Genomic DNA, 20,454 nt, shown 5'->3' with positions numbered 1-20,454 from the left:
ATCACTATTTTTTCACGTCAAACTCGACCCCAGACGGATCTCGTTCTAGCGCGACCTTAAGCACTTCATCAATCCATTGGACTGGGATCACTTGTAAGTCAGCAATGACATTGTCAGGAATTTCTTCCAAATCACGCTCGTTATCTTTTGGAATCAAGACGGTTTTGATGCCGCCACGGTGCGCTGCAAGCAGTTTTTCTTTCAAGCCACCAATAGGCAACACTTCACCACGTAAGGTTATTTCACCCGTCATTCCCACTTCAGCTTTCACAGGATTGCCCGTTAAGCTAGACACCAGTGCCGTACACATGGCGATACCCGCGCTAGGACCATCTTTTGGTGTTGCCCCTTCCGGAACGTGAACATGGATATCACGCTTCTCGTAAAAGTCGGAGTTAATACCCAGGTTTTCAGCGCGAGAACGAACCACGGTCATGGCCGCTTGAATCGACTCTTTCATCACATCGCCAAGAGAACCGGTTTGCGTTAACTTACCTTTACCTGGCATTGATTCCGTTTCGATAGTCAGCAGGTCACCACCCACTTGAGTCCACGCTAAACCCGTTACTTGACCAATACGGTTACTCTCATCGGCCTTGCCAAAGTCATGACGTTGAACGCCCAGATACTCTTTCAAGTTATCCATGTTAACCGTCACAGACTTGAGGCTACTGTCTAGTAAGATATTTTTCACGGCTTTACGACAGATCTTAGAGATCTCTCGTTCTAGATTACGTACACCCGCTTCACGTGTGTAATAGCGAATGATGCCGATAATTGCCGAGTCTTCAATTTCAATCTCATGAGGCTTAAGACCGTTGCGTTGAACTTGCTTGTCCAATAAGTGGCTCTTAGCAATGTTCAGCTTTTCATCTTCGGTGTAGCCCGACAGGCGAATCACTTCCATACGGTCCAACAGTGGACCCGGTATGTCCATCGAATTCGATGTTGCAACAAACATCACATCAGACAGATCGTAATCGACTTCTAGATAGTGATCGTTGAATGCGTTGTTTTGCTCAGGATCGAGTACTTCTAGCAGCGCTGAAGATGGGTCGCCACGCATATCAGAAGACATCTTATCGATTTCATCTAATAGGAACAGTGGGTTCTTAACGCCAACTTTCGACATTTTCTGGATTAATTTACCCGGAAGTGAACCGATATACGTACGACGGTGACCGCGGATTTCCGCTTCGTCACGTACACCACCCAGTGCCATACGAGTGTATTTACGGCCCGTTGCCGCTGCAATCGAACGACCTAGCGAGGTTTTACCGACACCAGGAGGACCGACAAGACAAAGGATTGGACCTTTTAGCTTGTTGATACGGTTTTGTACTGCCAAGTACTCAAGAATACGTTCTTTAACACGCTCCAAGCCGTAGTGATCTTCGTTTAAGATCTCTTCCGCTTTCGCTAAATTCTTTTTAACCTTTGAACGCTTAGCCCAAGGAACGCCAACCATCCAATCAATGTAGCTACGTACTACTGTTGCTTCAGCAGACATTGGCGACATCATTTTCAGTTTTTGCAGTTCTTGCTCAGTTTTCTCACGAGCTTCTTGAGGCATCTTCGAATCTTCGATCTTCTTCTTGAGAGTCTCGAACTCATCGGGTGCGTCATCCATCTCGCCCAGTTCTTTCTGAATCGCTTTCATTTGCTCATTCAGGTAGTACTCGCGCTGAGACTTTTCCATTTGCTTCTTAACGCGGCCACGGATGCGTTTTTCAACTTGCAGGATGTCAATTTCTGACTCCATTTGGCCCATTAAAAATTCCAAACGTTCAGTGACATCTAAAATTTCTAGAACGTGCTGCTTGTCGACCAATTTAAGTGGCATGTGCGCGGCAATGGTATCAGCAAGGCGAGCCGCCTCATCAATACCATTCAGAGACGTTAGAACCTCTGGCGGAATCTTTTTGTTTAGCTTAATAAAGCCTTCGAATTGATTGATCGCACTGCGAACCACCACTTCTTGTTCTTTTTCGTCAAGTTCTGAAGTAACAACGTATTCGGCATCGGCTAAGAAAAACTCACTCTCTTTGAATTGGTGAATTTTTGCACGCTGCTGACCTTCGACAAGTACTTTTACCGTACCATCAGGGAGCTTGAGTAGCTGAAGAATAGTAGCAACTGTACCTACATTAAATAGGTCGTCGATTGAAGGCTCATCAGTGTCCGCTTCTTTCTGCGCGACAAGTAGTACTTGTTTGTTCGCTTCCATTGCCGATTCAAGGCAAGTAATCGATTTTTCACGACCGACAAACAATGGAATAACCATGTGTGGGTAAACCACTACATCACGTAGAGGTAGCACGGGGATTTCGATACGCTCGGAACGTTCCAAGTTCATATATTTCTCTCTTCCGCTTTAACTTATAAAGCAGTATATGGGGCTTAAACGACTGGATTCAATGGAAGAATAAAAAAAAGGAGGTAATTGCTTACCTCCTTTTTCGATTTGAGTGTGTCGTCTAAAAAAGACCTACTCAGCAACAGCCATTTGATTGTCTGAGTTGCTGTAAATCAATAGTGGTTCTGACTCACCATTAATTACTGCCTCATCAATCACAACCTTGCTCACATCTGTTGAAGATGGCAGTTCGTACATAGTTTCTAGTAGAACACCCTCCAAAATAGAGCGTAGACCACGAGCACCTGTTTTACGGTTCATCGCTTTCTTAGCAATGGCACGTAGTGCATCTTCGCGGAATTCTAACTCTGTATCCTCAAGCTCAAATAGTGCTGCATACTGTTTTGTCAGTGCATTCTTTGGCTCACACAGGATTTGGATTAGCGCTTCTTCATCAAGCTCCGTCAGTGTTGTTGTAACAGGTAGACGACCGATGAACTCAGGGATAAGACCATACTTCACGAGATCTTCAGGTTCTACTTGAGTGAACAATTCACCGATAGTCTTCGTTTCATCTTTAGAACGCACTTCAGCGCCAAATCCGATACCTGAACCTGTTTCTACACGTTGCTCAATCACTTTATCTAGGCCGGCAAACGCACCACCACAGATGAATAGGATCTTAGATGTGTCCACTTGCAAGAACTCTTGCTGTGGATGCTTACGACCACCTTGAGGTGGAACTGAAGCCACAGTACCTTCAACAAGTTTTAACAGCGCTTGCTGTACACCTTCACCAGACACGTCACGTGTGATTGATGGGTTTTCAGCTTTACGAGAAATTTTATCAATTTCATCGATGTAAACAATGCCGCGTTCCGCTTTTGCTACGTCATAATCACATTTTTGAAGCAACTTCTGGATGATGTTTTCAACATCTTCACCCACATAACCCGCTTCGGTTAGTGTCGTTGCATCTGCCATTGTGAAAGGGACGTCTAGGAAACGAGCCAATGTTTCAGCCAGCAGTGTTTTACCACTACCCGTAGGACCAATAAGAAGAATGTTACTCTTACCTAGCTCTACGCCTTCAGCTGTCGTATCACCGTTACGCAAACGCTTGTAGTGATTATATACTGCAACTGCTAGCACTTTCTTCGCGTATTCTTGACCGATTACATAGTCGTCAAGATGCTCTCGAATCTCACGCGGCGTTGGCAACGATTCTGATTCTTTCTTAGGAAGAACATCCTTAATTTCTTCACGAATAATGTCGTTACAAAGATCGACACATTCATCACAAATGTAAACAGAAGGACCTGCGATTAACTTGCGAACTTCGTGTTGGCTTTTGCCACAGAAAGAGCAGTAAAGCAGTTTACCGCTACTACCCTCTTTGCTTTTATCTGTCATTCGCTAACCTCTTAGCCTTTACTCTTTATGTTTGAGTGTATATCAATTTGAATCACTTTGCGTCAAACAATTGCCCGGCAATTATTGACCGCGGTGATTAAGAACTGAATCCACCAAACCGTATTCTACTGCTTGATCAGCAGACATAAAATTATCACGATCCGTATCACGCTCAACAACTTCTAGAGGCTGACCGGTATGCTCTGCCAATAGTTTGTTTAGCTTTTGTTTGATCGTTAGGATCTCTTGCGCATGAATTTGAATATCAGACGCTTGCCCTTGGAAACCGCCAAGTGGCTGGTGAATCATGACGCGTGAGTTTGGAAGCACGTGACGCTTACCTGGAGTACCACCCGCAAGTAAGAATGCACCCATAGAGCAAGCTTGGCCCATACATACTGTGCTCACGTTTGGCTTGATGAACTGCATGGTGTCATAGATAGACATGCCTGCTGTTACGCTACCGCCAGGTGAGTTGATGTAAAGATAGATATCTTTGTCTGGGTTTTCTGATTCCAAGAAAAGCAGTTGAGCCACGACAAGATTTGCCATGTGGTCTTCCACTTGACCGGTTAAGAAAATGATACGTTCTTTTAATAGACGAGAATAAATATCGTAAGAACGTTCACCACGGGAACTCTGTTCAACCACCATAGGAACTAGTGCGTCCATAATCGATGGCATTGTATTTTTTTCTTGGTAGCTCATATTCTTATGTCCCTAAAATAAATGGCCCGAATGATTAAATCATACGGACCATTGTTAGCAGAATTGTTGACCGTACGTCAACCTTCTACGTCAGATATTACTATATTAAGCAGGTTGCTGATTCATTAGCTCGTTGAAGCTAACTTCTTTATCAGAAACTTGAGCTTTAGCGATGATTGCATCAATAGCTTGCTCTTCTAGAGCAACATTGCGCATGTTGTTCATCATTTGCTCGTTTTGCTCGTAGTAAGCAATAACTTCTGTTGGATCTTCGTATGCTGTCGCCATCTCTTCGATGATAGCTTTCACTTTCTCGTCGTCAGCTTTTAGCTCTTCAGTCTTAATTACTTCACCAAGAAGAAGACCGACAACGACGCGACGTTTAGCTTGCTCTTCGAACAGCTCACGTGGAAGTTGGTCAGCAGCTTCAGTGTTGCCACCGAAACGTTGAGCCGCTTGTTGACGTAGAACACCGATTTCTTGATCGATAAGAGCAGAAGGTACGTCGATGTTGTTTTCGTTAACTAGACCGTCGATAGCTTGCTCTTTGATGCGGTTCTTAACAGCTTGCTTAAGCTCACGCTCCATGTTCTTACGAACTTCAGCTTTAAGACCTTCAACGCCGTTAGCTGCACCGAACTTAGAAACGAATTCTTCGTTCAGTTCAGGAAGTTCACGAGCTTCAACTTTGTTCAGCTTGATAGAGAACTTAGCCGCTTTACCTTTTAGGTTTTCAGCGTGGTAATCTTCTGGGAAGTTTACGTCGATTTCGAATTCCATACCTGCTGTTTTACCAACGATACCGTCTTCGAAGCCAGGGATCATGCGACCAGCGCCCATCTCTAGTGGGAAGTTCTCAGCTTTGCCGCCTTCGAACTCTTCACCGTCGATAGAACCAACGAAGTCGATAGTTGCACGAGAACCAGCTTCAGCAGCAGCGTCCACTTCAGTCCAAGTTGCTTGTTGCTTACGTAGCGTTTCGATCATCTCTTCAACGTCAGCGTCTTTAACTTCTACTGCTGGCTTCTCAACAGTGATGTTTTCTAGACCTTTCAGCTCAACTTCTGGGTAAACTTCAAAAGTTGCGTTGAATACTAGGTCAGCGCCTTCGTTGTTTTCAACTGGTGCGAAAGTTGGTGCGCCAGCTGGGTTAATTTTCTCTTTAACGATCGCTTCGATGAAGTGACGTTGCATTACTTCGCCCATCACGTCTTGACGTACTGCTTTGCCGTACATTTTAGCAACCATCTTCATTGGCACTTTGCCTTTACGGAAACCATCGAAACGACGGTTTTTCGCGATGTTGCGTAGTTCAGCTGTAACAGCATCTTCGATGTTAGCAGCAGGAACAGTAATATTAAGACGGCGCTCTAGGCCTTCTAGCGTTTCAACAGTAACTTGCATTATATAAACCTCAAAACTGGCTCAGTAATCTGAGCATATGAGCCGTAACTTAGCTTTAATTAAAAAGCCGATGTTGTTGGCTGCATCCTTGTGTAGTGCTCTATCCGAACACCTAATTTAAAATCGAGCATTGATGTTTGAATTGATTATTCAACTAAACACCAGACTAATCAGCGATATCTTCGCTCTTCACATGTTTATTAAAAGTGGCGTTCTCACGCACGGATAAAAAGCTGTAAAGCTTGTTTTCAAAAACAAGAAAGGTATCTCCGATTAGCCTCAGGACAGAAATTTTAGACGCGACATTCTAGCGATCTGTTTAATCTCTGTCGAGCCGTTCACCTCTGCTTGATGATGAATACTCTAAATTCGTACAACTAAATGATAAAAAAACGATAAAAACATCACTTAGCACAACAGAAATGGGGACAATAGCGACTTTTTCAAGGGAATCGAGCCCTTTTTTTACTAAAAACCTTAAAAAGAGATCTTGCTCTTGTTTTACCCCTCAGAGTCGATAACTTTTTCAACAATCTCCGTTACAAAGCCTTAACCTAGCAAAATCTGAGCCTCTCGACATGAAGCAAAAACGGCCGCAGATTGCTTTCATAAACGAGAAAATACAGATGTATTCTTTACTGAGAATTAGCGGAGAGCTTTCATGTTTCGAGTATTGAGCCCCCCTTTAATGCTACTCATTGCCTACTGCTTGCTGGTGGTTGTGGGAGGTCACTGGGTGTGGAGCACAAGCCATCAACGTTTATTACATGATCACCAATCTCAACTGGACCGATTTTCAGTCCATATTTCCAATCAATTGGACAAGTTCGCGCACATTCCAGAACTGCTTTCAAAAGACAAAGAGCTGGTTGATGCCCTGCACGCTCCCAATAACTCTGCGCAAATCGAACTCACTAATCGTTACCTAGAACACGTAAACTCGGTGATTCAAGCCTCCGATACCTATCTATTAGACAGCCTCGGCACCACCATTGCTGCCAGTAACTGGAAGCGATCACGTTCTTTTGTTGGTCGTAACTTTGCGTTCCGCCCCTACTTTCAAGAAGCGATTATTGGCAATGAAAACCAATACTTTGCACTGGGCTCAACCTCAGGAAAGCGAGGCTACTATTATTCTTACCCCGTCTCCTATGCTGCTGAGATTATTGGCGTCATTGTTGTCAAGATGGATTTATCGCTGATAGAGGCCAGTTGGCAAGGTAAACAGAGTATTTTTGTTGCTGACGATAAAGACCAAATTGTCTTTATGTCGAGTAAGCCTGAGTGGCTGTTCAAAAGCCTTCAACCACTAAGCGAACAACAACACTCTCGAATTCAAGAAAGCAGGCAGTATCTCGATACAAAAATAGACAGCCTGCATTTTTCCGGCGACTTAGACAGTGCCACCAGTCGTATTGAGTCACCACACCAACTTGTCCAAGAGCAGTTTTTTAGCTCTTCACGCTTGCTAGCCGCACCGAAACTCACCATACGGGTATTTTCTCCAACCCACTTAGTTTGGTGGGACTTGGTTGCTTACCTTGTGATTTTAAGCCTTATCTTTGCAATCATTTATCTGACGATACTACTCAATCACCATCGACAACAAAGACGCGCTCAAATCGATAGGCTGCAATCTGAAGCCAAGCAAAAACTTGAGTTTCAAGTACTCGAACGAACCTCTGAACTTCATATAGAGATCAAACAACGTATCGAAACCGAGCGTGTACTCAGACAAACGCAAGATGAACTGATTCAAGCGGCTAAATTGGCGGTCTTAGGTCAAATGTCTGCGGGTATCAGCCACGAGCTGAATAACCCACTCGCCGCGATTCGCAGCTACGCAGACAATGGTCGAGTGTTTCTTGCGAAAAACAAAATCGACCGTGTGGATGACAACCTATCACGGATATCATCGCTCACTGATCGCATGGCTAAGATAAGCCATCAGCTTCGCTCCTTTGCCAAAAAATCCACCGCAGAAGAGCTCCATACGTTGCAAATACTCCCTATTTTACTCTCCTCGAAAGAGCTGATGAAACCACAACTTAAGAGTGAACGAGTTAAGATCAACGCACTCCCTGAAACCTTTAATGCTTGCGTGCTTGCCAATGCCATTCAACTGGAGCAAGTGGTCATTAATCTGCTAACCAACGCAATTCAGGCAATGGAACAACAAGACGACAAACAATTAGCGATTCTGTTAGAGATTCGGGAATCTAATCAACAACAAGCCAATACCTTGCTGATTCATATCGATGATAACGGGCCTGGCTTTACTTCCCCTTCAAGCGGACACTTTTTTGAACCTTTCCATACCACCAAGAAAAACGGCCTTGGACTGGGCCTCTCGATTTCTCAACAAATAATCAGCGGGATCAACGGCAAACTCGTGACAGGTATCAGCCCTCAAGGTGGTGCTCGATTCAGCATAGAGTTGCCCCTTGTTGAACAAGAACAGTAAGAAAAAGCACCACCACACAAACAACAAACAACAAACAACAAACAACAAACAACAAACAACAAACAACAGACTGAGATTAAGCTAGCGATTTAACAAGCAAGTAAACCAACAAACAAAAAACTCAGCGATAATCAGAAAACAAAGAAGTAAAGGAATCACTATGTGTTACGTCTATTTCATTGATGATGAATCCGACCTAAGAATGGCCATTGAACAGAGCTTTGAGCTCGCTGGCATTGATGCGGAATTCTTTACCGATGCGGAGTCTGCTCTGCTCGCGATTCAAGAAAACGGCTTACCTCACGTCATCATCACTGATATCTGTTTACCCGGGCTTTCCGGCCATGATCTGCTCAATACAGTGATGCACAAAGACAAAGAGATCCCGGTGATTATGATTACGGGTCACGGCGATATTTCGATGGCGGTTCAAGCAATCCAATACGGCGCCTACGACTTCATTGAAAAACCTTTCGCCAATGAACGCCTAATAGAAACCACCAAACGAGCGATAGAAAAACGCCAACTTACTCTTGAGAACCTTGAATTAAAGCGTTCGCTTAAAGCTAGCCAAGCACTGGGGCCAAGGATCATTGGTGACACGCAATCAATGACTGAGTTACGGTCTATCATCACTCACGTTGCCGACACCAACGCCGATATTTTGTTATTTGGTGAAACAGGCACCGGCAAAGAGTTGGTCGCACGCTCTCTGCACGAGCAAAGCAGCCGACGAGAACAAAACTTTGTCGCGGTCAATTGTGGCGCAGTTCCTGAAAACCTGATTGAGAGTGAACTTTATGGTCATGAGAAAGGGGCATTCACTGGCGCAGAAAGCAAGCGAGTGGGTAAATTCGAGTTTGCTCAAGGCGGAACTCTCTTCTTAGATGAAATTGAGTCCATGCCGATGCAAGCACAAATTCGACTATTACGTGTATTGCAAGAACGCGTCATCGAAAGGGTTGGCTCAAACGGTTTAGTCCCTCTAGACATTCGAGTAATTGCGGCCACTAAAGTCGACCTAAAGAAAGCCGCTGAAGAAGGCACTTTCCGCCAAGATCTCTATTATCGACTCAATGTCGTTACTCTCGATCTGCCACCATTAAGAGCTCGTCAAGAAGATATTCCTGCACTCTTCCACCACTTTTTATTGGTCGCTGCCGCGCGTTACGGCAAAACAGCCCCAGCCCTTCCACAAAATGAACTGCACGCGCTTTTAGCTCATGACTGGCCGGGAAACGTCCGCGAACTAAGAAATACAGCCGAGCGTTTTGTTCTTTTGGGCAAGCTCTCTCATTTACCAGACAGTACAACGGGATCAACCCAAGACTTGTCGCTCGCAAAGCTGGTCTCTGATTTTGAGAAAAACACGTTAAAGCAAGCGCTTATTGAATGTAACGGCAGCATAAAGAACACCATGAAGCGGCTAAAACTCCCACGTAAAACCCTTTATGACAAAATGCAAAAACACCAACTAACGAAAGAATCATACCGACAAAATGAAAATTAAATTCGATATATAAGTAAGATCTCCTACAATTAATATGAATACTGATGCATTTAGTGGCAAATACCTAAAGGCATTTTCAATATGATTAAGGAGTGGTTATGGGTGAGAAAACCAGAGTTCCCTCAATAGCCGATACGTTTGAGATCGATGGGGTGTATTACGTCGATCAACATGTTGATTTAAATACACCCGAATTAGAAGCCAAAAGAGCCCTCTATCAACAGAAGGACCCTCATTCATACTTCGGTAAGAATGTCGATGAGGAGGTATGATACCTCCTCACTTTTTGTTATGACTTAACTCTCTACTTAGTGATGATCTCAGGCCCCATCAATGTGGTCGGTAACCATGTTGATACCCACGGCACGTAAGTGACGATAATCAGGAATAAGAACATCACGCCGACCCAAGGCAGTGCCGCTTTTACCACGTTCATCATCGACATCTTGGCGACCCCTGCGGTCACAAACAAATTGAGCCCGACAGGCGGCGTTATCATCCCTATCTCCATGTTCACTACCATCATGATACCAAGGTGGATTGGGTCGATACCGAGTGCAATAGCGATTGGGAATACCAATGGCGCAACGATGATCAGCAAGCCTGATGGCTCCATGAACTGCCCACCAATCAAGAGTAAAACGTTCACTACAATCAAGAAGGTGATCGGCCCTAAGCCTGCAGAGAGCATAGACTCAGTGATCATTTGAGGAATGCGTTCTTCGGTCAGTACATGCTTAAGAATCAGAGCGTTGGCAATGATAAACAGCAGCATGATCGTCAGCTTACCTGCATCGTAAAGCGTGTCTTTGGTGTCTTTGTGGAAAAACGTTTGCAACACTTTCACCAACGCTGGTTTTGTGTTTTTCTTGTCCGCAAACGGCCCCATATCTTTGTAGATAAAGTTGGCAATAAAGAAGGCATACACCGCTGCGACGGCCGCCGCTTCTGTCGGAGTAAAGATACCGCCGTAGATACCACCTAAAATAATAACAATCAGTAGCAAGCCCCAACTCGCATCTTTCGCAGCTGCGAACATCTCACCCCAGCCCACAAATGGCTGGGCCGGAATTTTCTTAATACGAGCTGCAATGTAGATAGCAATCATTAGCATCACACCCGCCAGCAGACCAGGAATCACACCACCGAGGAACATACGCCCGACCGATACATCGGTCGCCGCTGCGTATACCACCATCACGATGGACGGTGGAATCAAGATCCCCAACGTACCTGCGTTACAGATAACCCCTGCCGCGAACTCTTTTGAATAACCGTTTTTGATCATACCTGCGATAACGATACTACCGATCGCCACTACCGTTGCAGGAGATGAACCAGAAAGGGCTGCGAACATCATACAGGCCACAACCGACGCCATCGCCAAGCCGCCGCGGAACCAACCGACCATCGCGATAGCAAAACGGATAATACGTTTCGCCACACCACCCGTAGACATGAAGCTAGAGGCCAAAATAAAGAAAGGAATCGCTAACAGTGTGTAGTGGCCTGCAAAAGCATTAAACAGCGTTTGTGCGACTGAAGCTAATGACGCATCTGAATGCATCAATAAGAATATTACGCTCGATAAACCGAGGGAAATTGCAATTGGTACACCGACCAACATGAAAGCAATGACCATTAAAAATAGAAATAACATTGCCATGATTAGTCTTCCTTACCGTTAGATTTTGTACTCGACTCATTCGCTTTGTTCTGCGGAGTCGAATTCAATACCGCTGTCGCATCTTCGTCAGAGCCCGCTAGCACGCCCGCTTTCAACGCATCCAGCTCTTCTTCGGCTTCGTGGCCAGCAATCATCCGATCAAGCTTACCTGTTACTACTTGGTAAGCAACTTGAGCAAAACGGAACGTCAGCATTGCCATACCAATCGGCAGCGCCATATAAGGAATAAAACGTGGCAGTTTCTCGTATCGCTCGCCTTCATTCAGCCAGTCAGCAAGAAACTGAAGCATCTCTGGCATTGGAATATCATCAGTCTCATACCATGCGCGATCGGTCGCGAATGGGTACCAGTAATTCCAAGAGCCGATAAGAAGTAAGATTGAAAATGCTAGGCAGCTCGTCACAGCGATGAGCGCATACACTTTGCGTAGCTTTTCTGGGGCAAGGTTGATGATCACATCAACACCGATGTGGAAGTGTTTTTTAACGCCATAAGATGCGCCCACTAACACCATCCAAGCAAACATGAACACGGTCAGTTCCAGTGCCCATAAGATGTTGTCATTGAATGCGTATCGAAATACCACATTAGCAAAAGTAAGTAGCGTCATTGCGCCAAGAAAAAATGCGATTAATGACTCTTCAATCACATCCGTAACTCTTCCGACTTTGGAAAAAAGAGAGGTTTCCCGTGCTGATTGGCTAGAATTGGGTTGTTCCATTTGAGGCTTTTCCATAATTGACTCCGCTTATCATTGTTTTAATAAGGAGTGACGAATACGCGCCACTCCCTTAGCGGTGTTATTGGTTTGAGGCTAACGCGGCATCGATAAGGTCTGAACCGATGTCTTTTTCAAACTTCTTCCATACTGGTTGAAGTGCAACTACCCATGCTTCACGCTGTTCAGGCGTCAGTGTACGAACCTCACCACCCGCTTCGATGATGTTGTTTTTGTTCGCTAGGTTAACTTTTGAAGATTCAGCGTTACGAGCCTCAGACACTTCTTTTACGATAGTACCAAGCTGTGTGCGTACATCTTCAGGTAGGCCTTTCCAGAAGTCATTGGACGTTACCACTAGGTAATCCAATATGCCGTGATTGGTTTCCGTCACACCGTCTTGTACTTCAAAGAACTTCTTACCGTAGATGTTTGACCATGTGTTCTCCTGGCCATCGATAACTTTCGTTTGTAGGCCACCGTACACTTCTTTGAAAGACATCTTCTGTGGGTTAGCGCCTAGTTGTTCAAACTGAGCCACCAAGACGTCTGATGCTTGCACACGGAATTTCAACCCTTTGGCATCTTCAGGGCTGATCAGAGGTTTGTTCGCCGACATCTGTTTCATACCATTGTGCCAAAACGCGAGACCTTGCAAGCCACGGCGCTTCATCGCGTTCTTCAGTTTTTCACCAGATTCTGAGTTTTGAAAACGGTCAACGGCGGCGACATCTTCAAACAAGAACGGAAGGTCAAAAATGCGGTATTTCTTAGTGAACTTTTCAAATTTAGACAGCGATGGTGCCGCCATTTGAACATCACCATTTAACAGGGCTTCCAGTACCTTGTTATCATCGTAAAGCGTTGAGTTAGGGAAAACTTGCATACAAGCTTTGCCATTCATTTCTGTGTTTACTCGCTCTTCCAGTAAAGAAGCGGCGATGCCTTTCGGGTGCTTATCGGTATTGGTTACATGACTGAATTTAATTACGATTTCACCAGGATCACAGTTTGCAGCAGCATGAAAACTTGTGAGCGCCAGAGCAGAGACAGACAGCAGGGTAAGCGGCTTAAACATTATTATTCTCCTTAGTAAACAAAGCAGCCCTTCAATGGGAACTGCGTGCTTTCACTAAGGCAATTAACGCGCCACATTAACACAAAACATTAACAAGCCTTTAACCACAAGGCTTCATAAGATCTACCGGCTTTGGTCGTCAACTTGCGAATAAAATTTATGGGTGGGAAATGACACATTAAAGATTTGTAAATGGGTAGGATTTGACCAACACTGCATCAATGGTGAATGAGGGCTAGGTACAATAACGGCCCAAATGAAGGGCCGTTGGTATGTCAACTTGATTGAGGATTAAGTGTTCTGCATACGCTTTTTCAGTCGTGCTAAATCTATGGCACTTGAACGAACGGTAAGTTTGATGTGTTCGTAGTCGTACTCTTCTTTAATCACACTCATGTTGGAGCGAATCTCACCGATGATACTTTGTCCCGAATAAGGAATCGTGATCTCTTCTTCGATCATCCCTTCTTCTGCAATACCAACGATATACTTGTGCAGTTTGGCGATATCTAACGGATCACGAGTCGACGTTAACATCGCCTCCGGGAACTCTTCAATCAGTGCTCGCTGTTGCTCTTCACTTAATCTATCGCACTTATTCAGTACTAATAGCTTTTCACTGCCTTCAACGCCCACTTGTGCCAACACGTCGTGTACGACATCAAGCTGAGCACGAAAAGAAACGTCAGAAGCATCAACCACATACAGAAGCAGTGAAGCATCATGCGCTTCAGCTAACGTTGAGTGGAATGAAGCAACAAGATCATGAGGCAGTTTCTTGATGAACCCCACCGTGTCTGAAACCAAGATACGCGGTTGAGTGATTGGCTGAAGCGCACGAACCGTGGTGTCGAGCGTTGCGAACAGTTTATCTTCACCCACCACTTCGGTTGCCGTCATTGCGCGCATCATCGAAGATTTACCGGCATTGGTGTAACCCACTAAAGCGACAGTGAAAAGCTCCGCACGCTTAGTGCGTCGGTTCTTCATTTCATCTTGTACGCTCACTAACTCACGTTTAAGTGCAGCAATTTGGTCACGAACTTTACGACGGTCTAGCTCTAATGAAGTTTCACCCGCGCCCTGACCCATTTGGCGCTCTTTGTCGCCCTCACCCACTTCACGCAGTCGAGGGACTAGGTAATTTAGACGAGCAATTTCCACTTGCAGGCGTGCGGTACGAGTACGAGCGTGGCGGCTAAAAATCTCAATGATGATTCCTGTGCGGTCAAACACTTCGACACCTAAGTGAGCCTCAACATTACGAAGTTGAGACGGGCTCAAATCACAGTCAAAGACCACAACATCAGCAGTACCGTATTGAAAATCACCCGTTGGAAGATCGTCAAAATCTAACTCATCGAGTTCAGAATCAAACAGACCTGACTCATCAAGGAAGTCTTCATCTTCTGCCTCTTCAATTGAGCCTTTGTATCCTGTCAGGTGTGCGATTTCAGCAAGCTTACCGGCCCCCAACACATTTTGTCTTTGCGATGAACTGTGATGTTGCGCTTGCGTGCCGACGACTTTAAACCCTAAGGTTGACACTAAGCGAGCAAGTTCGGCAAGAGACTCTTTTGCTTCGTCACCTTTGAAATCCGGTGTCGTAATAGAAATAAGTAAAGCGTTACTCGCGGAGGGTTTTGCTGTTAGTTTCATGTATTCTTCTGTTTATGCACCGAAGTGCAAGCTAGTTTTTGATCTAAAGTCGTTCGATCCTACGCTGTTCTCCGTCAGCTTTATAGAGCTAACGGAGACTAAATCGCGATATTCTTGCTGTTAACGCATTTATCTCGTTTATTGATCCCTTTTCGTCCGTAATAAAAAATGGTGACAAGCAAAAAGTTAAGATGAACAGCTAATTTCCATCGCTTTGCCCCACTCAGGTGGTAACGCGGCGAGGTGTTCATAGTCAGGGTGTTCGGCATAAGGGTCTGCCAGCACCACCATTAATGCCTCAATGTCACTGCTATCACCGCGCTCCGCTTTATCTATCGCAAGTTGAGCTAAGTAGTTTCTGAGGATATATTTCGGATTTACCTGCCTCATCTTTTCACAGCGTTCTGTCACTGAACGTTCTTCCAACTCACAACGCTGCAAGTAATGATCCAACCATCGCTTTGCGGCCTCTCGATCAATAACCAAATCAATCGCATCTTGTGGCGGTAAAGTATCTAGGTTCGACAACGTTCTAAAGAACCTCGGGTAATCGACTTTGTTTTGCGACATCAGCTCGAACATAGATGCAAACAAGCGACTGTCACCGTGCTGTTTCGAAAGCAAGCCCAACTTACGACGCATCATCTGGCTGAAATAACCATTCATTTGCGGCTCATACTGCTCTAAAGCGGCCTCTAAATCGGCCTTATCGATCAGTGGAGAAAGTGAGTGAGCCAATGCCGACAGATTCCAAAGCCCGATTCTTGGTTGCTGATTAAAGGCATAGCGGCCTTGGTAATCTGAGTGATTACAGATCAAACGAGGGACATATTCATCAAGGAAGGCGAACGGGCCATAATCGAAGGTTTGTCCGATGATCGACATATTATCAGTGTTCATCACCCCGTGAGCAAAGCCATTTGCTTGCCACAACGCGATCATTTCCGCAGTACGATCAACAATCTCATTAAACATTGCAGCGTAGGGTTTTTCTTGATCAATACACTCCGGGAAATGCCATTCAATCACTTTATCAGCAAGCAACTTATGCTCAGCCAACTGATTGGTATAAAACAGGTGCTCAAAGTGGCCAAAGCGGATGTGTGATTCGGAAACACGCACCAGTAATGCGCCTCTCTCTTGCTTCTCACGGTAAACCGGCGTGTCACTGGTCATCATAGCTAATGCGCGAGTGGTTGGGATATGTAGCCCCGCCATCGCTTCGCTACACAGATACTCACGCACCGTTGAACGAATAACCGCACGGCCATCGCCCATACGCGAATAGGGTGTTTTACCTGCACCTTTGAGGTGTAAGTCGAACGTTTCACCACTTTTAGCAACAACTTGTGCTAATAGCAGCCCTCTTCCATCACCTAAATCGGGATTATAAGAGCCAAACTGATGGCCTGCGTATTTCATGGCTAGCGGAGAAAATGGCTCAGATTCAACATTGCCAGACAACGTCTCCAATAGCTCCTCAGAGACAGCCTCAAACAACGGAAAACCGAGTTCACTCGCCAGAGCGTGATTCCAAGCAAGCCATTGGACATTGCATAGCGGTGTCGGTTGAACTGGGGTATAGAACCGTCGAGGTAATGCCGTAAATCGATTGTTAAATGAAATAGAATCCCAAACAGACATGAGAGGCACACTGTAGATGAAAGATAATTTAAGATTATCACAATTTGATAACAACTTCAGAAGTGTGATGGCGCTCTTTATCGCGAGAAGGTGACAAACTAATCCACTGCAAGAAAGTAGTGACTTAAGAGAAGAAGCAGACTGAAGGGAGTGACGACTAGAAGAAAATGACTTAGGAAAAGTTAAGTGGCTAACCTGATGAGAAAAGCCACATTTATAAGAGAAAGAGTTCTGACTTTGAAGACTTTTTAACAAGTGAGTTCATAATAAAAACTGAAAATATAGAGCCATGAAGCTGACTACATTAGAGTAAGAATACCCACAAGAGAAAGGGTAGAGAAAATCCAAATGCGACTGATAACGCCAAAGTGACTGTGTTGAATCATTTCTTGATGCTGCATATATCTCTCCTCGAGAACGTGATGGTGTAACACCAATATATCGACTTTATGCCGATATCAGCAAGCATATTAGTGTTAACCTTTTATGACAGTACCAAGAAACTTCGGTCACTCTTTAGTCATTTGATAAATCAACACGCTATGCTCGACTTGTCGTCGAAAGCAATGCTCCGGCCCCAATAAACACGCCTCCAGTAACGCGATTAAAAACCTTAGCTCGACCTTTAGCGAATAACCAATTTGACGATTTGGCCCCTAAATAGGCATACACCAACAACCAAGACAATTCCATCACAGCGAAGGTCAAAGCAAACACGATAAACTGAGGGAATAGTGCGATCGATGGATCGATAAACTGAGGGAAAAGTGCGGTAAAAAACAGGATAGCTTTGGGATTACTTGCACCAACAATAAAACCACTTAAATAATGCTGCGCAGCGCTTTCTTTAACGGATTGAGAAACGCTGGTTTGATTAGGTTGCTGCTCGTAATCTTGTTGGCTAGAGCGTAGCGACTTCCAACCGAGATAAATAAGATAAGCTGCACCGGTCCATTTAATTACGTTAAATACCACTTCCGACGAGGCAATGATTACCCCTAAACCGGTAAATGATAAGGTTAGGATCCCGGTAATGGCTGTTAAGCTCCCCAAGGCCGTGAATATCGATAGCGTGAAGCCCGATTGCACCCCCTTAGTCATACACAACAAAGAGCTTGGCCCCGGTGAGGCGGTTAAAATCAACACTGCCAACAAATAATAAATCCATGTATCAAAGCTCATCGCGAATTCTCCTTAACTCACTAAACAGGCTAAACATTGAGCATTAATATGCAATAGCTATTTATATTAAGCAACTGAATATTGAGCGAGTTCTGCTTTTGTAGATACCTTCCCTGCTAAATTTCGGCAATAAAAAACGCCATGCATCGCTGCACAGCGTTTAAATTTAAACGACTAAAATAGAACGCCTTACAAAGTTCTAACCTGAAGTTTCAAGCTTTATCTTTAAGCTAAAAACGAGCAGCAACCTAGCCTTTGTAGATAGAGAACTCGTCTGCATGAGCGACGAGCTGCTCGCGAGTGATCATGAAGACACCGTGACCACCGTTTGAGAATTCGATCCAAGTAAATGGAAGCTCTGGATACTGCTCCATCATGTGAACCATTGAGTTGCCCACTTCACAGATCAGAATACCATTCTCTGTTAGGTAATCTGGTGCGTCAGCCAAGATACGGCGAACCAATTTAAGTCCGTCAGTCCCTGCTGCTAGGCCAAGCTCCGGCTCATGAGTAAACTCATCAGGCAAGCTGTTCATATCTTCTTCGTCCACGTAAGGTGGATTTGATACGATCAGGTTATATTTTTCTTTTGGCAAATCGCGGAAAAGATCGGAACGGATTGGAAACACTTGTTGATCCATACCGTGATCTTGGATGTTCTGCTCAGCCACTTGCAATGCATCAGTAGAAATATCAATCGCATCGACTTCAGCGTCAGGAAATGCGTGAGCACAAGCAATAGCAATACAACCACTGCCCGTACACATATCCATGATGCGGATTGGCTCTTCAGTTAACCATGGTTGAAACTGAGCTTCGATCAACTCACCAATTGGCGAACGAGGCACAAGCACGCGTTCATCAACAAAAAACTCAAGACCACAGAACCAAGCTTTATTGGTTAGATAAGCGGTTGGAGTGCGATCATTGATACGCTTAATCACGCGCTCAACGATGCGTAAACGTTCACTACTCGTTAAACGAGAGTTCATCACATGCGCTGGAACATCAATCGGTAGATAAAGAGTAGGCAAAATAAGTTGTACCGCCTCATCCCACGCGTTATCCGTACCGTGACCATAAAATAAGCCCGCTGCGTTAAAGCGGCTAACGGTCCAACGAATCACATCTTGAAGCGTGTGTAGTTCTGATACCGCTTCTTCTACAAAAATCTTATCCAAAATTGTCTCCGAAAAGCGCTACAATACTGCTAATTACGTTTCTAATTAGAATTCATAACCTGATGAGCAAAAAAGACACCAACTTTGATGACGATTTCGCCCTGTTCAGCGAGGCAGTAAAGGGCGTTAAAAAGTTGCAACAGGATACCATAATCCAGCAGCCAAAAAGAGATGCAAAGCAAAAAGAAATGACTCGAACAACAAGACAAGCCAGTGATAGCGAGTTTTATTTCTCGGATGAGTTCATTCCGCACCTTAGCGAAGAGGGTCCAACGCGTTATTCGCGTGATGATGTCTCTAAATATGAAGTCAAGCGACTACGCCGTGGGGTTTACGTGCCTGACGTCTATCTCGATATGCATGGTATGACACAGCAAGAAGCAAAGCGCGAGCTGGGAGCCATGATCGCTCACTGCGTTAAAGAGAGTGTCGCCTGTGCTTGTGTACAACACGGTATTGGTAAGCATATTCTTAAACAAAAAGTACCGTTGTGGTTAGCACAGCACCCTGATGTTATGGCTTTTCACCAAGCACCGTTAGAGTTCGGTGGTCATGGTGCGCTGTTGGTACTGCTTGCCGTTCCTGATAAGTAATTCAGGTTTACGAATTCATCCTCATATCAAAAAACAAAAAGGGCATCTCAAACCATTGAGATGCCCTTTTCTCGCTGATCTTTCACTTTTAAAAGTCGTATCAACCTGAACTATCGATTGATGTTAAAAAGTAACTCACCAGTTTGTTTCTCAAGGTCGAATTCAATACAAGCTAGCCCTGAAGTTGGGAACATAGGTGGAGCCATACCAGTCACAAACTCTGCCGTTAAATAGCCCACAAGAGGTAAATGAGAAACAAATAAAATGGTCTCAAGCTTTTCTACGTCGGCCAGCGCTAGAGTCAAATCGAACACATCACTGGATATACCATAAGGGGTAATATCATCACTGATTTCGACTTTCTTTCCGGAAAACACCTGAGAGATCTCTAACCACGTTTCTTGTGCCCTTAAATATGGGCTGACAAGCACTTTATCGAACTGATTAAACCCTTGCTCAGCGGCTGCTTGAGCCACAGCAAGAGACGCGATTTTACCGCGCTTTGTTAACGCTCGTTCAGCGTCAGAGTTAGCAAAATGTTCTGCTTCTCCGTGGCGCATTATGAATATTTTCATGTTCAGTCCTGTCTTCGTAACATGTCGAAAGTCGATATATCCCATATCAGCGATACGCTACTTAGCGTTGGTCTCTCCATCCAGAGAAAGCAAAGTCTATATAAATAATTATATCAAGTCACTTGCTAAAGAGTTCGACTTTCTTAACAATCTTGGTAAAAGAAAATAAATCACTGATAAAAATCGATAAAAGTCTGTTGAAGTCGCCAAAAAGCCTTTCATATCCCAAAATATGATTTCTAGGTTTGCACGCCGAATCATCGAGTACATAATTTAAAAAC

The 20,454-nt window shown here is 44.6% G+C and carries 16 protein-coding genes and 1 pseudogene; 4 read left to right on the top strand and 13 right to left on the bottom strand.

Annotated features, from left to right (window positions below; all coding sequences use genetic code 11):
* Positions 1-4: 4 nt before the first annotated feature.
* The 5 genes and pseudogenes from lon to OCU36_RS20025 all read right to left on the bottom strand — a co-directional run.
* Positions 5-2,356: an endopeptidase La gene (gene lon, locus OCU36_RS04430; RefSeq protein WP_261839213.1), complete on the bottom strand. Its 2,352-nt coding sequence runs from the start codon at positions 2,354-2,356 to the stop codon at positions 5-7.
* Between the two features lie 132 nt (positions 2,357-2,488).
* Complete coding sequence (gene clpX, locus OCU36_RS04425; RefSeq protein WP_261839212.1) at positions 2,489-3,769, bottom strand: ATP-dependent protease ATP-binding subunit ClpX; 1,281 nt, start codon at positions 3,767-3,769, stop codon at positions 2,489-2,491.
* 81 nt (positions 3,770-3,850) lie between these two features.
* Positions 3,851-4,477: an ATP-dependent Clp endopeptidase proteolytic subunit ClpP gene (gene clpP / locus OCU36_RS04420; RefSeq protein WP_261839211.1), complete on the bottom strand. Its 627-nt coding sequence runs from the start codon at positions 4,475-4,477 to the stop codon at positions 3,851-3,853.
* 105 nt (positions 4,478-4,582) lie between these two features.
* Positions 4,583-5,881 carry a trigger factor gene (gene tig / locus OCU36_RS04415; protein WP_261839210.1) on the bottom strand — a complete coding sequence of 433 codons (1,299 nt, stop codon included), beginning with the start codon at positions 5,879-5,881 and terminating at the stop codon, positions 4,583-4,585.
* A gap of 319 nt (positions 5,882-6,200) precedes the next feature.
* A pseudogene (locus tag OCU36_RS20025) lies at positions 6,201-6,383 on the bottom strand (hypothetical protein); the annotation flags it as partial.
* Between the two features lie 159 nt (positions 6,384-6,542).
* Between OCU36_RS20025 and OCU36_RS04410 the strand changes: the two are divergent.
* The 3 genes from OCU36_RS04410 to OCU36_RS04400 all read left to right on the top strand — a co-directional run bounded on the left by OCU36_RS04410 (position 6,543) and on the right by OCU36_RS04400 (position 10,127).
* Positions 6,543-8,345 (top strand): sensor histidine kinase, encoded by a 1,803-nt coding sequence (locus OCU36_RS04410; protein WP_261839209.1) that lies wholly within the window; start codon positions 6,543-6,545, stop codon positions 8,343-8,345.
* A 160-nt stretch (positions 8,346-8,505) separates the two neighbouring features.
* Entirely contained in the window at positions 8,506-9,855 is a 1,350-nt protein-coding gene (locus OCU36_RS04405) for a sigma-54-dependent transcriptional regulator (protein WP_261839208.1), read from the top strand.
* Between the two features lie 98 nt (positions 9,856-9,953).
* Entirely contained in the window at positions 9,954-10,127 is a 174-nt protein-coding gene (locus tag OCU36_RS04400) for a hypothetical protein (RefSeq protein WP_261839207.1), read from the top strand.
* 32 nt (positions 10,128-10,159) lie between these two features.
* Here OCU36_RS04400 and OCU36_RS04395 read toward each other — a convergent pair whose 3' ends face one another.
* From OCU36_RS04395 to prmB, 7 genes are all read right to left on the bottom strand, one after another.
* Positions 10,160-11,521: a TRAP transporter large permease gene (locus tag OCU36_RS04395; protein WP_261839206.1), complete on the bottom strand. Its 1,362-nt coding sequence runs from the start codon at positions 11,519-11,521 to the stop codon at positions 10,160-10,162.
* Between the two features lie 2 nt (positions 11,522-11,523).
* A complete protein-coding gene (locus OCU36_RS04390; RefSeq protein WP_261839205.1) occupies positions 11,524-12,279 on the bottom strand; it encodes a TRAP transporter small permease in 756 nt (251 codons plus the stop codon).
* Between the two features lie 64 nt (positions 12,280-12,343).
* On the bottom strand, positions 12,344-13,339 hold the full coding sequence (locus OCU36_RS04385; protein WP_261839204.1) for a TRAP transporter substrate-binding protein: 996 nt from the start codon (positions 13,337-13,339) through the stop codon (positions 12,344-12,346).
* A 291-nt stretch (positions 13,340-13,630) separates the two neighbouring features.
* Complete coding sequence (gene hflX / locus OCU36_RS04380) at positions 13,631-14,998, bottom strand: GTPase HflX (protein WP_261839203.1); 1,368 nt, start codon at positions 14,996-14,998, stop codon at positions 13,631-13,633.
* Positions 14,999-15,184: 186 nt separating this feature from the next.
* Entirely contained in the window at positions 15,185-16,642 is a 1,458-nt protein-coding gene (locus tag OCU36_RS04375) for a protein adenylyltransferase SelO (RefSeq protein WP_261839202.1), read from the bottom strand.
* Between the two features lie 540 nt (positions 16,643-17,182).
* Positions 17,183-17,824, bottom strand: coding sequence for a LysE family translocator (locus tag OCU36_RS04370; protein WP_261839201.1), 642 nt, complete (start codon positions 17,822-17,824; stop codon positions 17,183-17,185).
* Positions 17,825-18,072: 248 nt separating this feature from the next.
* Entirely contained in the window at positions 18,073-19,005 is a 933-nt protein-coding gene (gene prmB, locus OCU36_RS04365) for a 50S ribosomal protein L3 N(5)-glutamine methyltransferase (protein WP_261839200.1), read from the bottom strand.
* A 62-nt stretch (positions 19,006-19,067) separates the two neighbouring features.
* Here prmB and smrB point away from each other — a divergent pair, with 62 nt between their 5' ends.
* Positions 19,068-19,598 carry an endonuclease SmrB gene (gene smrB, locus OCU36_RS04360; RefSeq protein ID WP_261839199.1) on the top strand — a complete coding sequence of 177 codons (531 nt, stop codon included), beginning with the start codon at positions 19,068-19,070 and terminating at the stop codon, positions 19,596-19,598.
* 110 nt (positions 19,599-19,708) lie between these two features.
* Here smrB and sixA read toward each other — a convergent pair whose 3' ends face one another.
* Positions 19,709-20,173, bottom strand: coding sequence for a phosphohistidine phosphatase SixA (sixA, locus tag OCU36_RS04355; protein ID WP_261839198.1), 465 nt, complete (start codon positions 20,171-20,173; stop codon positions 19,709-19,711).
* Between the last annotated feature and the right edge of the window lie 281 nt (positions 20,174-20,454).

Source organism: Vibrio artabrorum, assembly GCF_024347295.1.
Lineage (GTDB): Bacteria > Pseudomonadota > Gammaproteobacteria > Enterobacterales > Vibrionaceae > Vibrio > Vibrio artabrorum.
The sequence above is the reverse complement of the archived record's forward strand: the minus strand, read 5'-3'. Positions and strand labels throughout refer to the sequence as shown.